The following is an 18,118-nucleotide window of genomic DNA, read 5'->3' on the forward strand; positions in this document are numbered from 1 at the left end:
AATTTGTGTTCTACGTTAGTGCTGTCTATTTCGTACTGTTTCGCGCGTTGTGAGTGCGCTGTATGCAAGCAAGCGCGTGTATAGTGTTGGAGTTACTGTCGTAATCATACTATTTACAGGTATTATTCTTTCTTTATGTTTCTATCGCAGCGAGTGGCTGTTTTCCTGGTCCGTGGTCCCACTCCACGACGCCGCCAGGCTTTTGCAACTGGCCCGAATCTCCGAGAGTGATAGCGTCATGACTAGCGAGCCAACCTACCGGGTTCGGTCACCCGGACGAGTGAATTTGATCGGCGAGCATACCGATTACACGGGCGGCTACGTGATGCCGTTCGCGACAGACTTACATACACAGCTCGAAGCGACACCGAGTTCGGCAGTCGAGGTCGCTTCTGATGCCGTCGAAACGACATACACGTTCGAGACAGATGCTCTCGAACTCGAAGACGACTGGATCGATTACGTCAAAGGCTGCTATGCGATTCTCCAGGCGGAGGGCTACGAACCGGGTGGGTTCACCGGCGAACTCAGCGCCACGTTGCCGCTTGGCTCGGGATTGAGTTCTTCTGCGAGTCTCGAACTGGCAGTCATGGGTTTTCTGAACGAGGCCTACGACCTTGGTCTCTCTCGGGAGCGGATGGCGGTGCTGAGCCAGCGTGTCGAAAACGAGCACGTCGGCATGTCGTGTGGCATCATGGATCAGTTCGCTGTGGCGCTGGGCCAGGACGATCACGCCCTCATGATCGACACCGAGACCCTCGAATACGAGCCAGTGCCTATGCCGGAGGGGATCCGAGTCGTCGTCTTCCATACCGGTGTCTCCCGGGAGTTGGTCGACTCGGCGTACAATCAGCGTCGCGAAACCGTCGAGCGCGCACTGGCGAAGCTGGGTGTCGAGTCCTCGAAGGCCGTCAGCGAGGACGACCTCGACGAACTGTCGGCCCTGGAACGCGACCGTCTGGGCTTTGTCGTCCGGGAGAACAACCGTGTCACACAGGCCAAGGCGGCACTGTCAGACGGCGATCTCGAACAGTTCGGCGAGCTACTGGTCGACGCTCATCGCGATATCGCCGAGCACTACGAAGCCAGCTGTGCGGAACTCGATTACGTCGTCGAACAGGCCCTCGAGGAAGGGGCTTACGGCGCGCGGCTGACTGGTGCCGGTTGGGGCGGGGCGGCCATCGCGCTCGTCGACGACGAGCAAGCGGACGCGTTCGCAGACTCCTTGGCGGCCGCCTATCGTGATCAGTTTCCCGACCTCGATCCGGCGACCTATCCCGTCACGCCCTCGGCCGGTGTCCAACTCGAGCAGGTCGAGTAGGGGAGAGACGCCGTGGGTCGTCGAGACCAGCGGTGGGATCGACGCCGTTCAACTCAAATGCGGCTCGTTCTCGGCCCCGTCGAGGATCTCTTGGACGCCGTTTCGGATAGCTTGATCACTGGCAGTCGAGGGTTCCCAGCCGAGTGCGGCGAGTTTCTCGATCGAGAGGCGCATCTTCGGAACGTCGCCATCCCAGCCGCGGTCGCCGCCGGTGTACTCGTAGTCGGGGTCGACGCCCATCTCGTCGGCCACGATGTCCGCGATGCGGTTGACCGACGTGGTCGTCCGCGTGCCCAGGTTGTAGGTGTTGACCGGCTGATCGGCGTGTTCGACGACGTAGCACATCGCGTCGATGCACTCTGTGAGGGTCATGTAAGACTTCTCTTGGCGGCCGTTGCCCCGGATCGTGAGCGTCTCGGGGTCCTCCGAGAGCTTGTAGATGAAATCGGGGACGACGCCAGCGCCGTATCGTGGGCCGACGATGTTGGCAAACCGGAAGTTCCAGACCGTGAAGTCGTGGCTGTGGGCGTACACCGACAGCAGTGATTCTTCGGACAACTTCGCCGCGCCGTACTCACTGATGGGTTCGAGTGGGGCGTAATCCTCTGGGGTCGGGCGGGGGGCTTCCCCGTAGACCGTCGACGAGGAGGTAAAGGCAATATGCTCGACACCGACTGCCGCCATGCGTTCGAGCAGGTTGTAGGTCATTTCGCCGTTCGTCTCGAACTGTTCGCGCGGTTGCGCGGCGTTGACGTATTTGTCGGCCGCGAGGTGGAAGACGATGTCTGTCTGTTCGTCGATCGCATCGGCGACGACCCCTTCATTGGTGAGATCGCCCTCGATGAACGTTGCGTCATCCGGGACTGATGCTTCGATCCCGTTCGAGAGGTCGTCGACGACGACGACGTCGTTGTCCGTGACGAGTCGCCTGGCCAGCGCCGACCCGATGAGCCCGGCACCACCAGTGACGAGGATCCGCTTATCGGTCAATTCCATAGCAGACAATGACACGGTAGCTCTCAAAACAGTTCCGGTGCGGTCTGCCAGTGTCGTGATCTAGCCCATCGACTTGCGTTGGCTGCCGAGGCACCGACCGCATCGCCGGTCTGGTGGCAGGACCGGTGGTGGTCTTCGTCGAACAGTCCGGTACTATTATGATGGTTCACACAGAGATTGGAGTCGTATTCCAATGGACAGTCACAAGACCACGAACCACAACGACCGGTACGTCGTGTTCTACGAGTTCGACGACGAGGGCACCACTCGGTCAGAGTCGGCCACGGCCGGGACCGAATCCGAGGAGGACGATTGACGTGACCGAACGCCGTTGGGATCCGACCTTACAGGAGTGGGTCATCACTGCAACTCACCGTCAGGAACGGACGTTCAAACCGCCGGAAAATTACTGTCCGTTCTGTCCGACCGCCGAGGACGCTGCGTATCCGACGGCCATCCCCGAGCCCGAGTACGACATGGCTGTCGTCGAAAATGGCTTCCCGTCCCTCCAGCCCGACCCGCCCGAGCCCGCCGTCGAGGGGACCGATCTCGCGCCGGTCGAGCCCGCAAACGGCCAGTGTGAGGTCGTCCTGTTTACCGCCGAGCACGACGGCCAGCTGTCCACCGAACCCACCGAGCGGTTCGTCAATCTGGTCCAGCTCTGGCGTGATCGCTACGAGACTCTCGGGGCTGTCGAGGACCACGAGTACGTCTACATCTTCGAGAACAAGGGCGAGGAAGTCGGCGTGACGCTCCATCATCCACACGGCCAGATCTACGCCTACCCGTTCGTCCCGCCGAAAGTCCGTCGGGAACTGGACAACTCGGCCGACCATCACGACGAGACCGGCCGGTGTCTGTTCTGTGACGTCATCGCCTCCGAACGCGAGGACGGGCGACGCATCGTCGCTCAGAACGACTCCTTTACCGCTGTCGTGCCGTTTCACGCCCGCTGGACCTACGAAGTCCACATCTACGCCAACGAGCACGTCCCGTCGATGGCTGACTTCACAGATCAGCACGAACAGGATCTCGGGGCTGTGCTGAAGGAACTGCAGGTCAGCTACGATGCGCTGTTCGGCTTCGAGATGCCGTACATCATGGCGACCCACCAGCAGCCGACGACGGGCGAAGGCGCGGCGTACGCCCACTTCCACATGGAGTTTTACCCTCCCTACCGGACCGAAGACAAACTCAAGTATCCCGCCGGCAGCGAACGCGGTGGTGGGGCGTACATCAACAACAAACTCGCCGAGGAAGCCGCGGCTGAACTCCGGGACGCGAACTGATCGAGCGAGCACCTGTCTGTCGATATCGCCCCGCATTCGTCCGGATAGATTGTATCTCGTTTCGGTCCTCGTCGGATCATCCGCCAGCCGTTCGCTGACCTCGAACGGATATCCAGGGACAGAGCGCTCTCGTCTTCGTCTTTCTCTTTTCGTTTGCTGACTGCAAACAGTGGTTCGCGGCGAACAGCCCACCCATCGACTCGGTGCCGTCTACGCCCCTGACGTATGCTTTGTGGAACCGATCTATCTCGTCTGATCTCACTGGGCCAAAAATGCATATGCAGCCTGGCGCGATCTCCGGGGCTGATTCAACTATTTACGTCCATATGGATGTAAAACATCTCGTGGCACGTCACCAGCGCCGGTTGTGACCGATCACCGCTTCGATCGGGCCGTCTGCCAAGACCACCGACCCACTGATTTCGGGGGGTCGAAATCCCGTCCCTGGAACTCGTCTCACCCTTTCGCGTCTTCGTCTCCGCGGTCGGATTGCTCGATCAGTGCCGCCACCTCCACGTGAGTTCGCCGAGCAGCGCGTCGATGTCGTGTCCGCCCTTGGTCAGACGGATCACTGCCAGCGATCAGTGGCTGCTCGCTGTGGTGTGCATCCAGGCCGGTCGAGTGTGTCGGCACTCAGTCGGTCATGGTGTTTTCGAGCGACTTCGAGGCGCTGACGATGAGGCTCGCGTCCGCTTCGAGAGTCCCGCCGAGGAGTTCTTCGGTGCCACTCGTGACGACGACCGACCCTCGGGGATAGCCCCCGGAGTCGACGATCGGTGCCGCGACACACTCGACGGCCGGATCGTATTCGCCATCGTCACGGGCGAGTCGCTGCTGGCGCACGTCCCCAAGCGCTGCACGGAGGGCCTGGGGATCGGTCAGCGTCGCCTCGGTGTAGGCTTCCAGATCGCCTTCAAGTACCGAGTCACACTCCGAGTCGGGTAAGTACGCGAGAATCGCCTTCCCGCCGGCAGTCGCGTGCAACGGGAGCGAGTCACCGTCCCCAAAAGGCTGTACTGAGGCCGTGGCGGGGGCCTTCGAATAGACGACTGCTGCAGTGCCGCTCTCGTAGATCACGAGCGTGACGACGTGCCCGATCGAGGCTGCGAGGTCGTCGATGATCGAGCGAACCTGTTCCGGCATCAGTCGATCCCGGACGTCGGTCCCGAGCGTCCAGAAGCCGAGACCGAGCCGATACGTGCCGTCGTCCTCGACCAGATAGCCGAGATCGGCGAGGGTGTGGACGTGCTTGTGAATGCCGCCTTTCGAGCGATCGAGGTGCCGTGCCAGTTCACTGATTCCAGCGCCATCGAGTTCGGCGATCGCCTCGACGATCGCGAAACTCGTCCGGGCAGTTTTGACGCCTGTGTCGTCCGCTCGTGTCATGCGTTGCCCAACGGCTCACGGGTACATATGCTGTTCGCCCGAAGTGAACGATCAACTCACTCTCGGGGACGTGATTCGTCGTCCCTACAGGCACAGCCTCCAGCGTCTAGTAGGTCCCGAACGGCGTAGGAGCGACCACAGTCTTCGCAGGTAATCCGCGCCCTAACGCTCGTTGTCGGCTCGCCAACCGCGATCAGTCCCGCGTTCTGGAGTCGCTCAATTGTCTCTGCAATCACGTTCTCCGAGCGTGTTCTGGTCCACTCGATCGTATCGATGGCGTCCGATTCAGTGATCGACGTCTCCCGGCTCGTATCGACGGACAGACACTCGTTGAGGTGGCTCTTGATCGTCGCGTGGGATACCCAGTCGTCGGTGACTGCTTCGACGTCGACGCCGGCCTGTTCCAGTCTCGTCTTGACCCTGACGCGTTCTGTGTCCGTAGCTTCCGTGCTGCCATCGAGGACGTCAAACAGCGTATCGACACCGCGGTCGCTGGAGACGAGCGTCGACGTGTCCCCGCCAGCCCGCTCGAGTGCCGTCCGGAGGATTCGCTTGTTGAGGACTGTCGCTAAGGCACGCAAACTCGTTCCTGCGTCGTGGCGACTCTGTAGGTCGGTATCCAGATCCGAGAGATCGTAGCGTTCGGCGACGCGACCGACCTTACACGAGCACGGAGACTCAGCCATCGATAGTCACCTCAGCGGTCAGCGAGAGCACATACATTGGCCGTACGTACCGGGTCCGCGGACATGATACTATCGGAGCCTCCGGTCGATCGACGTCAATCACTGACCAGTGTCGCCTGTGGAATCTACCCACACTACCGATGGGAATTTATAGGATGTCTCCTAACTTTCCGATCAATGGTCCACTCAGCTACCGATACGGATATGGCGGCCGATGCTATCACTGTCTCCATCGAGAACGTCGGTGGGATCGAGCAGACAGACGTGACGATCGATCCCGGCGTGACTGTTCTTCGCGGTCGCAATGCGACCAACCGGACGTCGTTCCTTTCGGCGGTCGACAGTGCTCTTGGCGGGACGGCTGGCTCGATCAAGACAGATGCCGACACTGGGTCGGTGGCCCTTCAGATCGGTGACCAACGGTACGAGCGGACCTTCCGGCGAGACGGTGAAGACGTCCACGTAGACGGGGAGCCGTACGTTGCCGACGGTTCACTGGTCGAGACGTTCGTCACGTTGCTCGAAAACAATCCGGCGCGACGAGCAGTCGAACGGGGTGGGGACCTCCGCGAGATCATCATGCGTCCGATCGACACGGACGAGATCGAACGCCGCATCGAGTCCTTACAGCGGGAAAAACGGCAACTCGACGACCGGATCGATCGGGTCGGTGAGCGGAAAGACGAACTGCCGGCCCTGGAGGATCGGCGACAATCCCTCCAGGCGGACGTCGAGTCGATCGACGACGAGATCGCCACGCTTCGGACGGAGATCGACGCCTACGAGGCCGATCACGAAACGGCGGCCGAGGCCGATTCACTCGTCGAAGAACTCGACGAGGCCCGACAAGAGCACAACCGCGTCGAAAACGAGATCGAGGTCGTCGAAGCCGAGATCGAGTCACTGGAAGGGGAACTGGCGGAACTCACCGGCACAGACGAGGGCGTCGAGTACACTGACGAGGATCTCGAGCAGGTCAAAGAGGATCTCGCCGTCGCGCGTGAACGGCGTCGACAGCTCGAAGAGACGATCAACGCACTGTTTACGATCGTCGAATTCAACCAGGACCTACTCGACGGGTCACTGGAACTGCCTGGCATCGAACCCACCGACAGTGATCCGACCAGCGAACTGGCACCGGACGACGAACGTGATTTGGTCTGTTGGACGTGTGGGAGTCCTGTCACTCGCAACGACGTCGATGTTCGGCTCGATTCGCTTCGAGCGGTCATCGAAGAAAAGCGCGCCGAGCGGACAGACGTGACGTCACGCGTCGAGACGCTCGAAGACGAACGGGAGACGATCGAAACGACGCTCGACGAACAAGACCGGATCGAACGTGAGCGATCGTCGCTGCGCAAGCGACTCAACCAGCGGCGAGAGCGTCGGTCCACACTCGAATCGCGACAGTCAGAACTCGCCGACACCATCGCAGATCTCGAACGCGAAGTTGCAGACACACAGCAACTCCGGGACGACGATCTACTGGAGATGTACGAACGGCTCAGCGACTTACAGTACGAACGGGGCCAACTCAATCAGCAACTCGAAGACGTTACCGACGACATCGAGTCGATCCAGGCGTTACCGGCTGTGGCAGATCTGAACGAACAACGGTCGGAGTTGCGCGACCAGATCGCCGAGCAGCGTGCCCGTATCGATCGCCTCGAACAGCGGGCCGTCGAGACGTTCAACCAGCACATGGACGAGCTACTCGACGTCCTGGGGTACGATAACATTACTCGTGTCTGGATCGAGAAGCGCTCGTCCCAGGCTAGCCCAGCTGCCGATAGCAGTTTCAACCTACACGTTATTCGGGAGTCGGCCGACGGCGTTGGATACGAGGAGACGATCGACAATCTGAGCGAAAGCGAGCGCGAACTGATCGGGCTCGTCTTCGCCCTCGCTGGGTATCTCACCCACGAAGTCTACGAGGACGTCCCGTTCATCCTTCTCGACTCCTTGGAAGCGATCGACGCCGAGCGAACGTCGAAACTCGTCGATCATTTCTCGGAGTACGTCGATGTCTTGCTCGTCGCCTTGCTTCCCGAGGATGCCCAGGCGGTGGCCGACCGTCACGACCGGATCCCGGCGGAGGCCCTCCAGTAGCCCACTACGGACCGGATTCTCGACGACTTCCCCAGCCTGAGAGCCCCTGATTCGTGTGTCGGGAATTTGGTATTACAAACGTACGCTTGTTACGTTGGTCGCTCGACCCGACCCGTTCACTGACTGGAAACGATACGCTCCGTATGACGGTTCGTCGTCTTCGGATACTCCTCGTTCGTTCACGATGTGGAAACGAATTCGGACCAGCTCGCTTTGGACGTCTGGCCCAGTCTTCGTGCCGACCGTCGTCGACGCGATGGGTACTCCAGTGCGTACCTCGCCCGATGGGCGACATCTCTGACCGGTCTGCAGAGTACGTCTTGGCGCTGGTGGTGAGGCCCACTCCGATCGGCTGTGCCACGGACTCCCCTACTGCATCGCAATCATTAGCGTTTGCAAACAATGAACGATTTGCACCCCTTCAGCTCGGTATTCCGACGGGTGGCGAGCGAGTTCGGGGTAGGCGGTCTGTGTGTTTGGATTCATCCGTCTCGTCCGATTCTAGTGGGCTCTTACTGTTCGCCCATCGCAAACGTTTGAACGACCATTATGATTTTTGTCTCACAATATGGGTCCCGGGACTGTGCAAAACTGCTTTGAGAAACATATACGGGGCCATACCACATGGGTACAATCACGAGGATAAACGATGACAGATGATCGGGAGGTCGATTCGACGGCTGGGTCCGATGGGGGGTCCGTATTCAGTCGAGTCGTGCCGAATTTCATCCGCCGGCGCTTCACGCTCAAGTTCGCACTCATCTTGGTGGTCATGGGCCTGGCGATCGGCGTTATCGGAGCGACGGCAACCGGGGCCGTCGCCGAGCAGGTCGAACAGAACGTCAAAGAGGAGTACCAGAATCTGGCGTCTCAACAGGCAAACGCGATCGAAACGTGGGTCGAGCGCAACTCTATCTCGGTGAAACTCGCATCGAAAGACACCGCGTTGAGTCGAACAGACCCGGGGTCTCGATTCGATATCCAACAGGAACTGGCAACGACAGCCGGGAACGTCTACGGCGTTCACGGCATCTATCTGCTGAATTATTCCGAGCATGCTCCCCGGGTCGTCGCCAGCCCGCAGATCTCTTTCGAGATGAATCTCTCAGAGACGACCCGCGCGTGGATTCAGTCTACCCCCTTCGATTCGCTGGACGTGATGGACGTCCACGTCACTGACGTCCATCGGGTTGGCGAGACGCCTGTCGTCGCGTTCGTCAGCCCAGCCGCTGACCATCCAGATCGGTACCTCGTCATGGAGTACTCCGTCGCTGACCTGGCGTCGTCGATCGACACGACCAGTGACGATCGTTTCACGCAGGTCGTCAACGACGACGGTATCGTACAGGTGGCTGGCGAGAGCGCGGAGGTCCTTGGCCAGTACGGCGACCAGCGGGCACTGCACCCGGTCACGCTCGCAGCGACGTTGCGTGGCACCGATCGGTCGGCTGGTGTGATCCCCGATATGGCGGCCAAAACGGCTGTTATCGACGAACAATACACTGTGGGATATGCTCCGATCAGTGTCACGAACGTCCCGCTGAACTGGACTGTCCTCGTCCACGAACCCCGGTCGAGCGTCTACGGGTTCGTCTGGGCCATCTCGCGATGGGGGCGGCTTGCTACCCTCGGCGGCGTCATCCTCGTCGGTGTCTTGGGGGCCGCGATCGGGTACAACACGACACGTGACCTCAATCGCTTACGCCAGTGGGCAGGCAAGCTTCGCGATGGCGATCTCGAAGCGACAGCGGGGACGTCCCGGATCGACGCTATCGGTGAACTGTACGACGGGTTCGAGAACATGCGCTCGTCGCTCAACCAGCAGATAACGGAGGCCGAACGGGCTCGCAAAGAGGCCGAAGTCTCCCGAGCAGAGGCGATGCGGATGAACGAGTACCTCCAGCAGAAGGCTGAGGAATACTCAGACACGATGCGACAGTGTGCAGACGGGGATCTGACCCAACGTCTCGACCCGGATGGGGAGAACGAAGCGATGGATCAGATCGCGACGTCGTTCAACGAAATGGTCGCGGAACTAGAGCGAACCACCGAGGAACTGAAACAGTTCGCCGTCCGGGTCGAGGAGACCGGCGAGGTCCTCCAGGCCAGTTCCGACAGCGTTCGCGTCGCGAGCGGTCACGTTGCCGATTCTGTCCAGCGGATCGCCGACGATGCCGACGATCAAAAAGAGCGCCTTCAGGACGTCTCAGCGGAGATCGACGACCTGGCCGACAGCTTCGAGCAGCTTGCTGCCGAGGAAACTGACCAAGACGTGGACGAACAGGTCGATCGTCTCAACGAGATCGCCGCCCGGGTCGGTGAGGTCGCGACCCTGAGTGAGGAGACGCTCGCGGAATCGGGCATCGTCGCCGGTGCGGCCGAAGAACAAGCCTCGGAACTCACTGCGGTGTCCGAACGTGCCCAAGACCTCACCCAATACGCGCGCCCGCTCCACGACGCCCTCGAAGAGTTCGACACCGACAGCGAGGGCGACCTCTACGTCGGCGACCTCTCGGCGGACTGAGTGGGTTGGCCCCGGACGACTCCCTCCTCGTGTCGGGGTTTCGGCTCCGTCTGCGATCGTGACCGTTAGACACAATAAATTATTTATACCAGAATACCGCACAATCGAACATGGCGAACGTAATACTCGACGGAGTGACCAAAAAATTCCAGGATCAGAGCGGCGAGATTATCGCGGTCGACGATCTCGATCTCAACATTCAGGACGGTGAGTTCCTCGTTTTGGTCGGTCCGTCAGGGTGTGGTAAGTCGACGACTCTTCGGATGGTCGCCGGGCTCGAAATGCCCACCGAGGGCACGATCAGTCTAGACGATAAGCCGATTACGAACCTCTCGCCCCAGGAACGTGACGTGGCGATGGTCTTCCAGTCGTACGCTCTCTACCCCCACATGACGGTCCGCGGGAACATGTCCTTCGGGCTCGAGGAAGCCACTGACCTCTCGAAAGATGAGATCCGTACACGAGTCGAGGACGCCGCCGAGATGCTGGGGATCGACGCGCTGCTCGACCGGAAACCCGGTGAACTTTCGGGGGGCCAACAGCAGCGGGTCGCGCTTGGCCGAGCGATCGTCCGCGAACCGGAGGCGTTCCTGCTGGACGAACCGCTGGCGAATCTGGACGCGAAACTCCGCTCGGAGATGCGGACGGAACTCCAACATCTCCAAGAGGATCTCGATACGACGACCATCTACGTCACTCACGACCAGACGGAGGCGATGACGATGTCCGATCGAATCGCCGTCCTCAACGACGGTGAACTCCAGCAGGTCGGGACGCCACTGGAGTGCTATCACCGGCCCAACAACCAGTTCGTCGCCGGCTTCATTGGCGATCCGTCGATGAACTTCCTCGAGGTCACGCTCGAAGATGGGCGTCTCGTCGGCGAGTACTTCGAGTACCCGCTCAGCGACGACGTGCTGGCAAACATCGAGGGTCACGACGAGCTCGTCTTTGGCATTCGGCCCGAGGACGTCGAGATTCTCGATGCAGCGGAACGGAGACACGAGTTCCCGGCTACCGTCGACGTCGTCGAACCGATGGGCGACGAGAACACGGTCCACCTCGCTTTCGAGAGTCAGGACCGGACTGAATCCGCGCTGACGTCGACGATCAGCGGGATGCGAAACGTCGACGAACTCGAATCGATCGGGATCGGGCTGCCCGAGAGTGCGATCCACCTCTTCGATGCCGAAACGGGCGAATCGTTGCACAATCGGAGTCTCGGGGAGATCGAAGGCGACCGGCCACTCAAAGGCGCAAAACCGGCTTGAATCGGTCGCGGCGAGCAGCTGGTCGTTTGTTTTGCCGTCTGTGAGTCTCAGGGCTCGCTATTCAACATAAAAATTCTACCACAATTATTAAATAGGAGTACGTTGAACACAGAAATGTATGACAGAAGATACCAGTACCGGTGGCGACACCGTTTCCCGTCGGAGTGTTCTCGGAGCGTCAGCAGGGCTTGCCATGGCTGGGTTGGCCGGTTGTGGCGGTGGCGATACGACGACCGAGGCCCCCGCGGACACAGATACGACGACCGAGAGCAGTGAGCCGACACCCAACGATACCGAGCTCGAAGTCCTCCACGCCTGGACTGGCGGGGACGGTGCGGCGGCCGTCGAGAAGTTGACCTCGATGTTCAAAGAGGAGTACCCGGATCTGGCGACCAACTTCCGGCCGATCGGCGGGACGGGGAACGTCAACCTCGACTCTGTGGTCGCGCGACGGCTCGCCAACCGGGACCCGCCGGCAGCCTGGCAGGCCTGGCCCGGCCAGAACATCACCCAGTACGGTGGGTTGCTGGCAAACATCACCGACGTCTGGGAGGAGAACAACTACACGGAGACGATGAATTCCAGGGCGGCAACGGAGTCCCAGCTCAACGGCGAGTACCGGTCGATGCCGCTGGTCTCTCACCGGATGAACAATCTGTTCTACAACGTGCACGTCTTCGATGATGCCGGTGTCGATCCGAGTGCGATCGACAATCCGAACGATCTCCTCGACGCGTTCGAAACGATCGGTCAAGAAACCGACGCCGACCCGATGGCTCACGCCATGTCGGGTGCGTGGACGACCCTCCAGCTGGTCTTCCAGAACTTCCTTGGCATGGATGGCGGCTACGACGCCTACATGAACTACATCGAGGGGGACGTCGACGAGGACCACCTCCGGAACGCTCTCGAAGTCACCAAGGAGATGCTGGAAAACCATATCAACAGTGACGCTGCGACGATCGCCTTCACCGAGGGCAACCAGCAGATGATGGATGGCAACGCCGGTTGCATCCAGCAGGGGAACTGGGCGTACGGCATGTACCGTGCCGAGGACAGTGGCGTCTCCTACCAGGAAGACTGGGACTGGATCGCGTATCCGGGCACGAGCGACATGTACATGCTCCACATCGACGCGTTCACCTTCGCCCGTGACACCAACACGCCGGTCAAGCAGAAGATGTGGGCGAAGTTCCTGGGGACGAAAGACGCCCAGGTCGAGTTCGGGAACCGCAAGGGTGCGATCCCGCTCCGGACCGATATCGATTCGAGTCGGCTGACGCCGTTCCTCGAGATGAACGCCGACCACCTGGCGAACAAAGAGAAGTTCCCGCCCACGATCGCACACGGCCTGGCCGTCTCGCCAGAGCAGCTGAGTGAGGCAAAGGACGTGATTGGAAGTAACTTCATGGGGCCGTACAACGTCGACCAGACAGTGTCGGGCCTTACCGACGTTGTCTCACAGTAACGCCCAGATCTTCACCTCATCGTTTCAATCATGGCAGGTTCACAAGACACGGTAGCTGGACCCGGTGCTAGCGGTGGCCACGCTACTGAGACCGATAGGCGCGAACGCTTACGGCGGTTCTGGAAGAGTGACTTCGTTCGATCCTCGCCGTTCTGGCTGATCCCATTACTGCTGATGGGGCTGGCTGTCTACGGCGGGATCATCTGGAACTTCTTGATCTCGTTGACGGATTACGAGGGGTTCCTCCAACCGCCGGACTACAGCCAACTGGACTTTGAGATGTACGCCCAGGCGTTGGCGGATCCGGCCGTGTTCTCGACCGGCAGGAACACGTTCGTCCTGCTGGTCGCGTTCACTACGATCTCGCTCATCCTGGGCTTGTTCCTGGCGATTCTCCTCGATCGAGACATCCGCCAGAAAGGCGCGATTCAGACGATCTACCTGTTGCCGATGGCGCTGTCGTTCGTCGTGACAGCCCAGTTCTGGCTGTGGATGTACAACTTCGATAACGGACTCGTCAACACCGTGATCGGGTTGTTCGGCCTCGGGCCGTACAACTGGATCGGGAATCCGGAACTGGTGTTGGGAGCGGTCATTTTCGCGTTGATATGGCAGTTCAGCGGCTACTGTATGGTCGTGTTCCTGGCTGGCTTGCAGTCGATCCCCAGCGACCAGTTCGAAGCCGCGAAGGTCGACGGTGCGAGTCTCATCAAGACCTACTGGCGCGTGATCATCCCGCAGTTGAAATCCGCATCCGTGAGTGCGGCCGTCGTGTTGATGATCTTCGCGCTGAAGATCTTCACCTTCCTCTATGCGATGTTCGGGACGTACCGCCCCCCCAAGGGGACTGACGTGCTCGCGACGCTGATGGTGCGCGAGGCGTTCAACCTCCAGCACTGGGCGTATGCCGCCGCGATCGCGACCATCCTGCTGGCGATGGGACTGCTCGTGGTCGCGCCGTACCTCTACTACCAGTACAAAGCGAGGGCGCTCTAACAATGAGTCAATCAACCACCTCGAAACGCGACGGTGTCGCACGCCTCCTGCCGGAGATCAGTTACCGCCGGCTCGGGCTGTACTTCGTGATCATCGCCTTCGTGGCGTTTTTCCTGTCGCCGATCTATACGGGACTGGTCACGTCACTGAAAGCGAGCGGAGCCGCGACGACGCCGTTCCTTCCACCAACCCCCGGTAACTTCACGCTCGAAAGCTGGGGCCAGGCGTTCGACCAGTTAGCTCGCGGGTTCGTCAACAGCTTCGCGATGGCGATTCCCTCGACGATACTCGACGTGATTCTCGGGAGTACGGCTGCCTACGGGCTCACCCTGGTCGACTGGCGTCGCCAGATGCCGGTCGTGTTGCTGTTCGTCTTCGGTATCTTCCTGCCCTACCAGGCGATCTTGGTCCCGTTGAGTGACTTCTGGACCAACATCTTCCCGATCTCGAACGGGATCATCATCGAGGGCATCACGATCATTCCGGCGAACGAACGCTGGGGGACGCTGGCCGAATTGACGATTACCCACGTCGCCTACGGGATCCCGATCTGTTTCCTCCTGTTCCGGTCGTACTACAAGACGATCTCGACTGAACTCGTCGAGGCCGCGAAAGTCGATGGGGCGAGCATCACGAAGATCTACACTCGCATCGTCCTGCCGCTGTCGAAACCGATGATCGGCGTCGTGTTGATCTACCAGTTCACCCAGATCTGGAACGAGTTCCTGTTCTCGCTGACGCTGATCGGGAGCTCTTCGGACCAGGCGGCGACGATCACGCTCATCCTCTCGGGGATCGGTGCTGACCTGAGCGGGGTCAACTTCCCGCTCCGGATGGCTGCCGCGTTCCTCGCGGCGCTGCCGACGATCGTCATCTACGTGCTGTTCGCCGAACAGTTCGCCGAAGGGATCGCGACGTAAGGTCTCCCGGCGAACTCCGCGGTCCGGTTGTCCACCACGCATCTTCTATTTTTCCCCCCGACAGCCACAGACTCGGGGCTGACGAGCGGCAACGTTTTGAGGTAGCTGATCCAACGATCGACCGATGAGCGAAGCTTTCAGTCGAGGGAAAGCAGTGATTTGGGCGATCAGCTTGGGCATTCTCACGGCCTTTACCGCCGGGTCCCTGGTCACCGTTCAGACTGCCCGCCAGGGCATGGTGATCACGGGCTTGTGGCTCGTCTTTTCCTCGGCCGTCCTCTATGTCCTCGTCGTTGAAAACTGGGACCAGTGGGCGCGCGAACAGCCCCTCGTTCGCATCGTCGTCTACTTCGCCCCGCTGTTTTTCGGGACGGTTGTCCTCGACGCCACTCTCTCTCTGATCGTGGGCTGGCAGGGCCTGCTCACGACGGTACTGGATACGCTCGTTGCAGGTCTCGTCTTTGCCGGTGCGATCTGGCTGTCGTTCTACCGGGGAGCCGATCTCGTCCGGGAGTACGTCGTCGACAAACTCGATGCCGAGTGGTGACTGGCATCGACATGGACAAAAGATTCTCAATATGGTATAAATAGAGTACGGTGTAATTTTTGACTGTTTTGCTCGGTCACCCGAGTGTGTAGCGACTCAGCAGTCATCCGTCCAACGTTGGTATAGATATGCGTTTCGAGCGCCTTTTTGACTGGCGGATCCGTCTATACAGAGCGGTCCCTGATCGAGAGGTGATCGAAGCCCCCGATCACTCGTCCTCGGGACGACAGATAGCGGCAAGTCGCCGAAATTAGCACTCTCTGGCGGTATCCTACGATATCGGTGTGTTTCGATCGTTGCCAGTCCGAGGAGTCATCGATCTCGGCCGTTCGAAATAGATACGAAATAGTATATGAATGGTAAAATGGTAGGTGGCGGCTACTGTCTCCCTTCTCAACCGTCGGCACCCCTCCGTTCAGGACAGGAACGGCCGGATGTCTTCGATTGGCCAGGTGTTGAGTACGTCTTTCGCCTCGGCCCAGCCACGCCGTGCCGTGTGGATGCCAAATCGCACGTACTCGTCGTTTGCGGGCCGGTGGGCGTCGGTGTTGACGGCGATGGTCGCCCCAGCTTCTACGGCCTGTTTGACGGCGTTCCCGCCCAGATCGAGCCGCTGGGGGTTGGCGTTGACCTCCAGGGCTGTATCGTGGGCGGCGGCGACACTTGCGAGTCGCTCGACGTCTACATCCAGTCCCGGCCGGCGGTTGAGATAGCGGCCGGTGGGATGGCCGATGATATCGACGTGTGGGTGCTTGGCAGCGGCGATCAACCGTTCGGTCCCGTCACCGTCCAGCCCAGCGTGGGGTGAGGCGACCACGAGATCCAAGTCGGCGAGCAACTCGTCGGCGACCGAAACGGTCCCGTCGGTGTCGATGTTCGCCTCGACGCCGGCAAAGACCGTGATGTCCGCGCGGTCGTCGTCGATCGCCCGTATCTCGGTGCGTTGCTCGCGGAGTTGCTCGTCCGCGACGCCGACGCCGCCGACCATCCCCGGCCCGGTCGCGTGATCGGTGATGGCGACGTACTCGTCGCCACGCTCGGCGGCCGCCTCGACCATCTCCTCGATCGAATTGTTGCCGTCCGACCAGTTCGTGTGGACGTGGAAGTCGCCACGGACGGCCTCAGTCTCGACGAGGTTCGGAAGCGCGTCCTGGGCTGCCGCTTCGACCTCTCCGCGGTTCGCCCGGAGTTCCGGCGGAATCCAAGGTAGATCGAGGGCCTCGTACATCGCCTGTTCGGTCTCGCCGGCGATCCGGTTGCCCGCCCGCTGGTCGTCGTCCTCGACGTCGGCGACGTCGAAGACGCCGTACTCGTTTACCTTCAGATCGCGTTCGATGGCCCGGTTGCGGACCGCGACGTTGTGATCTTTGCTCCCGGTGAAGTACTGCAGGGCAGCGCCGAATTCGGGGGGCGCGACGACCCGGAGGTCGATCCGGACGCCGCCGGCCCGGAGACTTGCCTTCTGGGAGCCGGCTTCGATCGTCCTGTCGGCCCCGTCCCAGTCGGTGAAGGCCTCGAGGACCGTTTCGGCGTCGTCGCTGCCGACGAGCACGTCGACGTCGCCGATCGTGGCTTTCCAGCGCCGCAGTGATCCGGCGAGTTCACACGCTTGGACGGCATCGACAGTTTCCAGATACTCTTTGACGGCTTCGCCCTGTGGCCGGGCCTCACCGAGCAACTGGCGTTCGTGGGCCTGGCGGGCGAAGTCGATCCCGTCGTGGATGTTCTGTTCAGTTTTCGCGCCGAATCCCGATACTGCCTGGATGTCGCCGGCCTCGGCTGCTGCTTCGAGATCGTCGAGCGTCTCGATGCCCACCGCCTCGTAGAGGGTCCCGACCGTCTTCGGACCGACTCCCTCGACGCTCGTCAGGGCGTCCATATCGACGGGCAACTCCTTGCGAAGGTCTTCGAGTTCCTCGATGGTCCCAGTCTCGACGTACTCGACGACCTTGGCGGCGATCGCATCGCCGACGCCCTCGACTTCTTTGACGGCGTCCGTCCCGTCTTCGGCGAGCGTCGCGACGTCGCCCGGGTAGGCAGCGATGTTTTCGGCGGCCCGACGGTAGGCCCGGGGTTTGTACGCGACGTCTTTGGCCTCGAGGCGGTCGGCGAACTCTTCGAGGCGGTCGGCGATCGCTGCGTTGGCACTCATGGCTCGACACCACCCTGTGCCCGTCGATCGTCGGTGTCGTCTTGGCCGAGTGCCTGCTTGAGGAATCGCACCCAACGCTTCTGGTCGGCCGTTTCGGCGGCCGCCCGTTCCTGTTCGAGATCGGCCGAGCCGAGATCGTTCAGGGCGTTCAGCGCCCGGTCGATGCCGACGATCGATTCGGCGAGTCCCTCGCCGGTCTCCCGGGATAGATCCGCAGATTCGAGGCGTTCCTTGCGGGCTCCTCGCTCGCGTCTGAGCGTCGTCTTGACATCCTCGACACGCTCCCGATGGGCAGGCGGGATCGATTCCTGCTGTCGCGTCTCGAAGACGAACGCGTGCAGGCTGAGGGGTTCCCCGTCGATATCGATGGTCTCGGGAATCTCGGTCCCGACCGTGGCCCCCTCGCGCTCGATCCGTTCGAGGAGTTGCTTGCGCTCGTAGTCGTGCACAGGG

Annotated in this window: 15 protein-coding genes; 10 read left to right on the plus strand and 5 right to left on the minus strand. The window is 60.8% G+C overall.

The window, feature by feature from the left end:
- The first annotated feature begins 238 nt into the window (after positions 1 to 238).
- Positions 239 to 1,321: a galactokinase gene (locus FR699_RS00725; protein WP_158853384.1), complete on the plus strand. Its 1,083-nt coding sequence runs from the start codon at positions 239 to 241 to the stop codon at positions 1,319 to 1,321.
- 48 nt (positions 1,322 to 1,369) lie between these two features.
- Here FR699_RS00725 and FR699_RS00730 read toward each other — a convergent pair whose 3' ends face one another.
- The gene (locus FR699_RS00730) at positions 1,370 to 2,317 is read right to left on the minus strand and encodes an NAD-dependent epimerase/dehydratase family protein (RefSeq protein ID WP_158853386.1); all 948 of its coding nucleotides are present in this window, start codon (positions 2,315 to 2,317) and stop codon (positions 1,370 to 1,372) included.
- A gap of 193 nt (positions 2,318 to 2,510) precedes the next feature.
- Here FR699_RS00730 and FR699_RS13385 point away from each other — a divergent pair, with 193 nt between their 5' ends.
- Entirely contained in the window at positions 2,511 to 2,633 is a 123-nt protein-coding gene (locus tag FR699_RS13385; RefSeq protein WP_255470246.1) for a hypothetical protein, read from the plus strand.
- 1 nt (position 2,634) lies between these two features.
- A complete protein-coding gene (gene galT, locus FR699_RS00735) occupies positions 2,635 to 3,606 on the plus strand; it encodes a galactose-1-phosphate uridylyltransferase (protein WP_158853388.1) in 972 nt (323 codons plus the stop codon).
- A 633-nt stretch (positions 3,607 to 4,239) separates the two neighbouring features.
- Here the strand turns inward: galT and FR699_RS00740 are convergent.
- Both FR699_RS00740 and rdfA read right to left on the minus strand, forming a co-directional pair.
- The gene (locus FR699_RS00740; protein WP_154552256.1) at positions 4,240 to 4,992 is read right to left on the minus strand and encodes an IclR family transcriptional regulator; all 753 of its coding nucleotides are present in this window, start codon (positions 4,990 to 4,992) and stop codon (positions 4,240 to 4,242) included.
- A gap of 56 nt (positions 4,993 to 5,048) precedes the next feature.
- Complete coding sequence (gene rdfA, locus FR699_RS00745; protein ID WP_158853390.1) at positions 5,049 to 5,678, minus strand: rod-determining factor RdfA; 630 nt, start codon at positions 5,676 to 5,678, stop codon at positions 5,049 to 5,051.
- 177 nt (positions 5,679 to 5,855) lie between these two features.
- On the opposite strand from rdfA, the gene FR699_RS00750 reads away from it, so the two are divergent.
- The 7 genes from FR699_RS00750 to FR699_RS00780 all read left to right on the plus strand — a co-directional run bounded on the left by FR699_RS00750 (position 5,856) and on the right by FR699_RS00780 (position 15,513).
- The gene (locus FR699_RS00750) at positions 5,856 to 7,787 is read left to right on the plus strand and encodes an archaea-specific SMC-related protein (protein WP_158853392.1); all 1,932 of its coding nucleotides are present in this window, start codon (positions 5,856 to 5,858) and stop codon (positions 7,785 to 7,787) included.
- Between the two features lie 649 nt (positions 7,788 to 8,436).
- Positions 8,437 to 10,311, plus strand: a complete 1,875-nt coding sequence (locus FR699_RS00755; protein ID WP_158853394.1) for a methyl-accepting chemotaxis protein — start codon at positions 8,437 to 8,439, stop codon at positions 10,309 to 10,311.
- A 110-nt stretch (positions 10,312 to 10,421) separates the two neighbouring features.
- Positions 10,422 to 11,582: an ABC transporter ATP-binding protein gene (locus tag FR699_RS00760; RefSeq protein ID WP_154552252.1), complete on the plus strand. Its 1,161-nt coding sequence runs from the start codon at positions 10,422 to 10,424 to the stop codon at positions 11,580 to 11,582.
- 118 nt (positions 11,583 to 11,700) lie between these two features.
- A complete protein-coding gene (locus FR699_RS00765; protein WP_154552251.1) occupies positions 11,701 to 13,050 on the plus strand; it encodes an ABC transporter substrate-binding protein in 1,350 nt (449 codons plus the stop codon).
- Positions 13,051 to 13,080: 30 nt separating this feature from the next.
- Positions 13,081 to 14,046: a carbohydrate ABC transporter permease gene (locus FR699_RS00770; RefSeq protein WP_158853396.1), complete on the plus strand. Its 966-nt coding sequence runs from the start codon at positions 13,081 to 13,083 to the stop codon at positions 14,044 to 14,046.
- 2 nt (positions 14,047 to 14,048) lie between these two features.
- Positions 14,049 to 14,966, plus strand: a complete 918-nt coding sequence (locus FR699_RS00775; RefSeq protein WP_158853398.1) for a carbohydrate ABC transporter permease — start codon at positions 14,049 to 14,051, stop codon at positions 14,964 to 14,966.
- A gap of 124 nt (positions 14,967 to 15,090) precedes the next feature.
- Positions 15,091 to 15,513, plus strand: a complete 423-nt coding sequence (locus FR699_RS00780) for a hypothetical protein (RefSeq protein WP_158853400.1) — start codon at positions 15,091 to 15,093, stop codon at positions 15,511 to 15,513.
- Positions 15,514 to 15,928: 415 nt separating this feature from the next.
- On the opposite strand, the gene polX is transcribed toward FR699_RS00780, so the two are convergent.
- Together polX and FR699_RS00790 are read right to left on the minus strand one after the other, a co-directional pair.
- Positions 15,929 to 17,665 (minus strand): DNA polymerase/3'-5' exonuclease PolX, encoded by a 1,737-nt coding sequence (gene polX / locus FR699_RS00785; RefSeq protein WP_158853402.1) that lies wholly within the window; start codon positions 17,663 to 17,665, stop codon positions 15,929 to 15,931.
- On the minus strand, positions 17,662 to 18,114 hold the full coding sequence (locus FR699_RS00790; RefSeq protein WP_158853404.1) for a DUF5788 family protein: 453 nt from the start codon (positions 18,112 to 18,114) through the stop codon (positions 17,662 to 17,664). Before FR699_RS00790 ends, polX begins: the two co-directional genes overlap by 4 nt.
- Positions 18,115 to 18,118 lie beyond the last annotated feature (4 nt).

The organism is Halorhabdus sp. CUG00001, assembly GCF_009797925.1.
GTDB lineage: Archaea > Halobacteriota > Halobacteria > Halobacteriales > Haloarculaceae > Halorhabdus.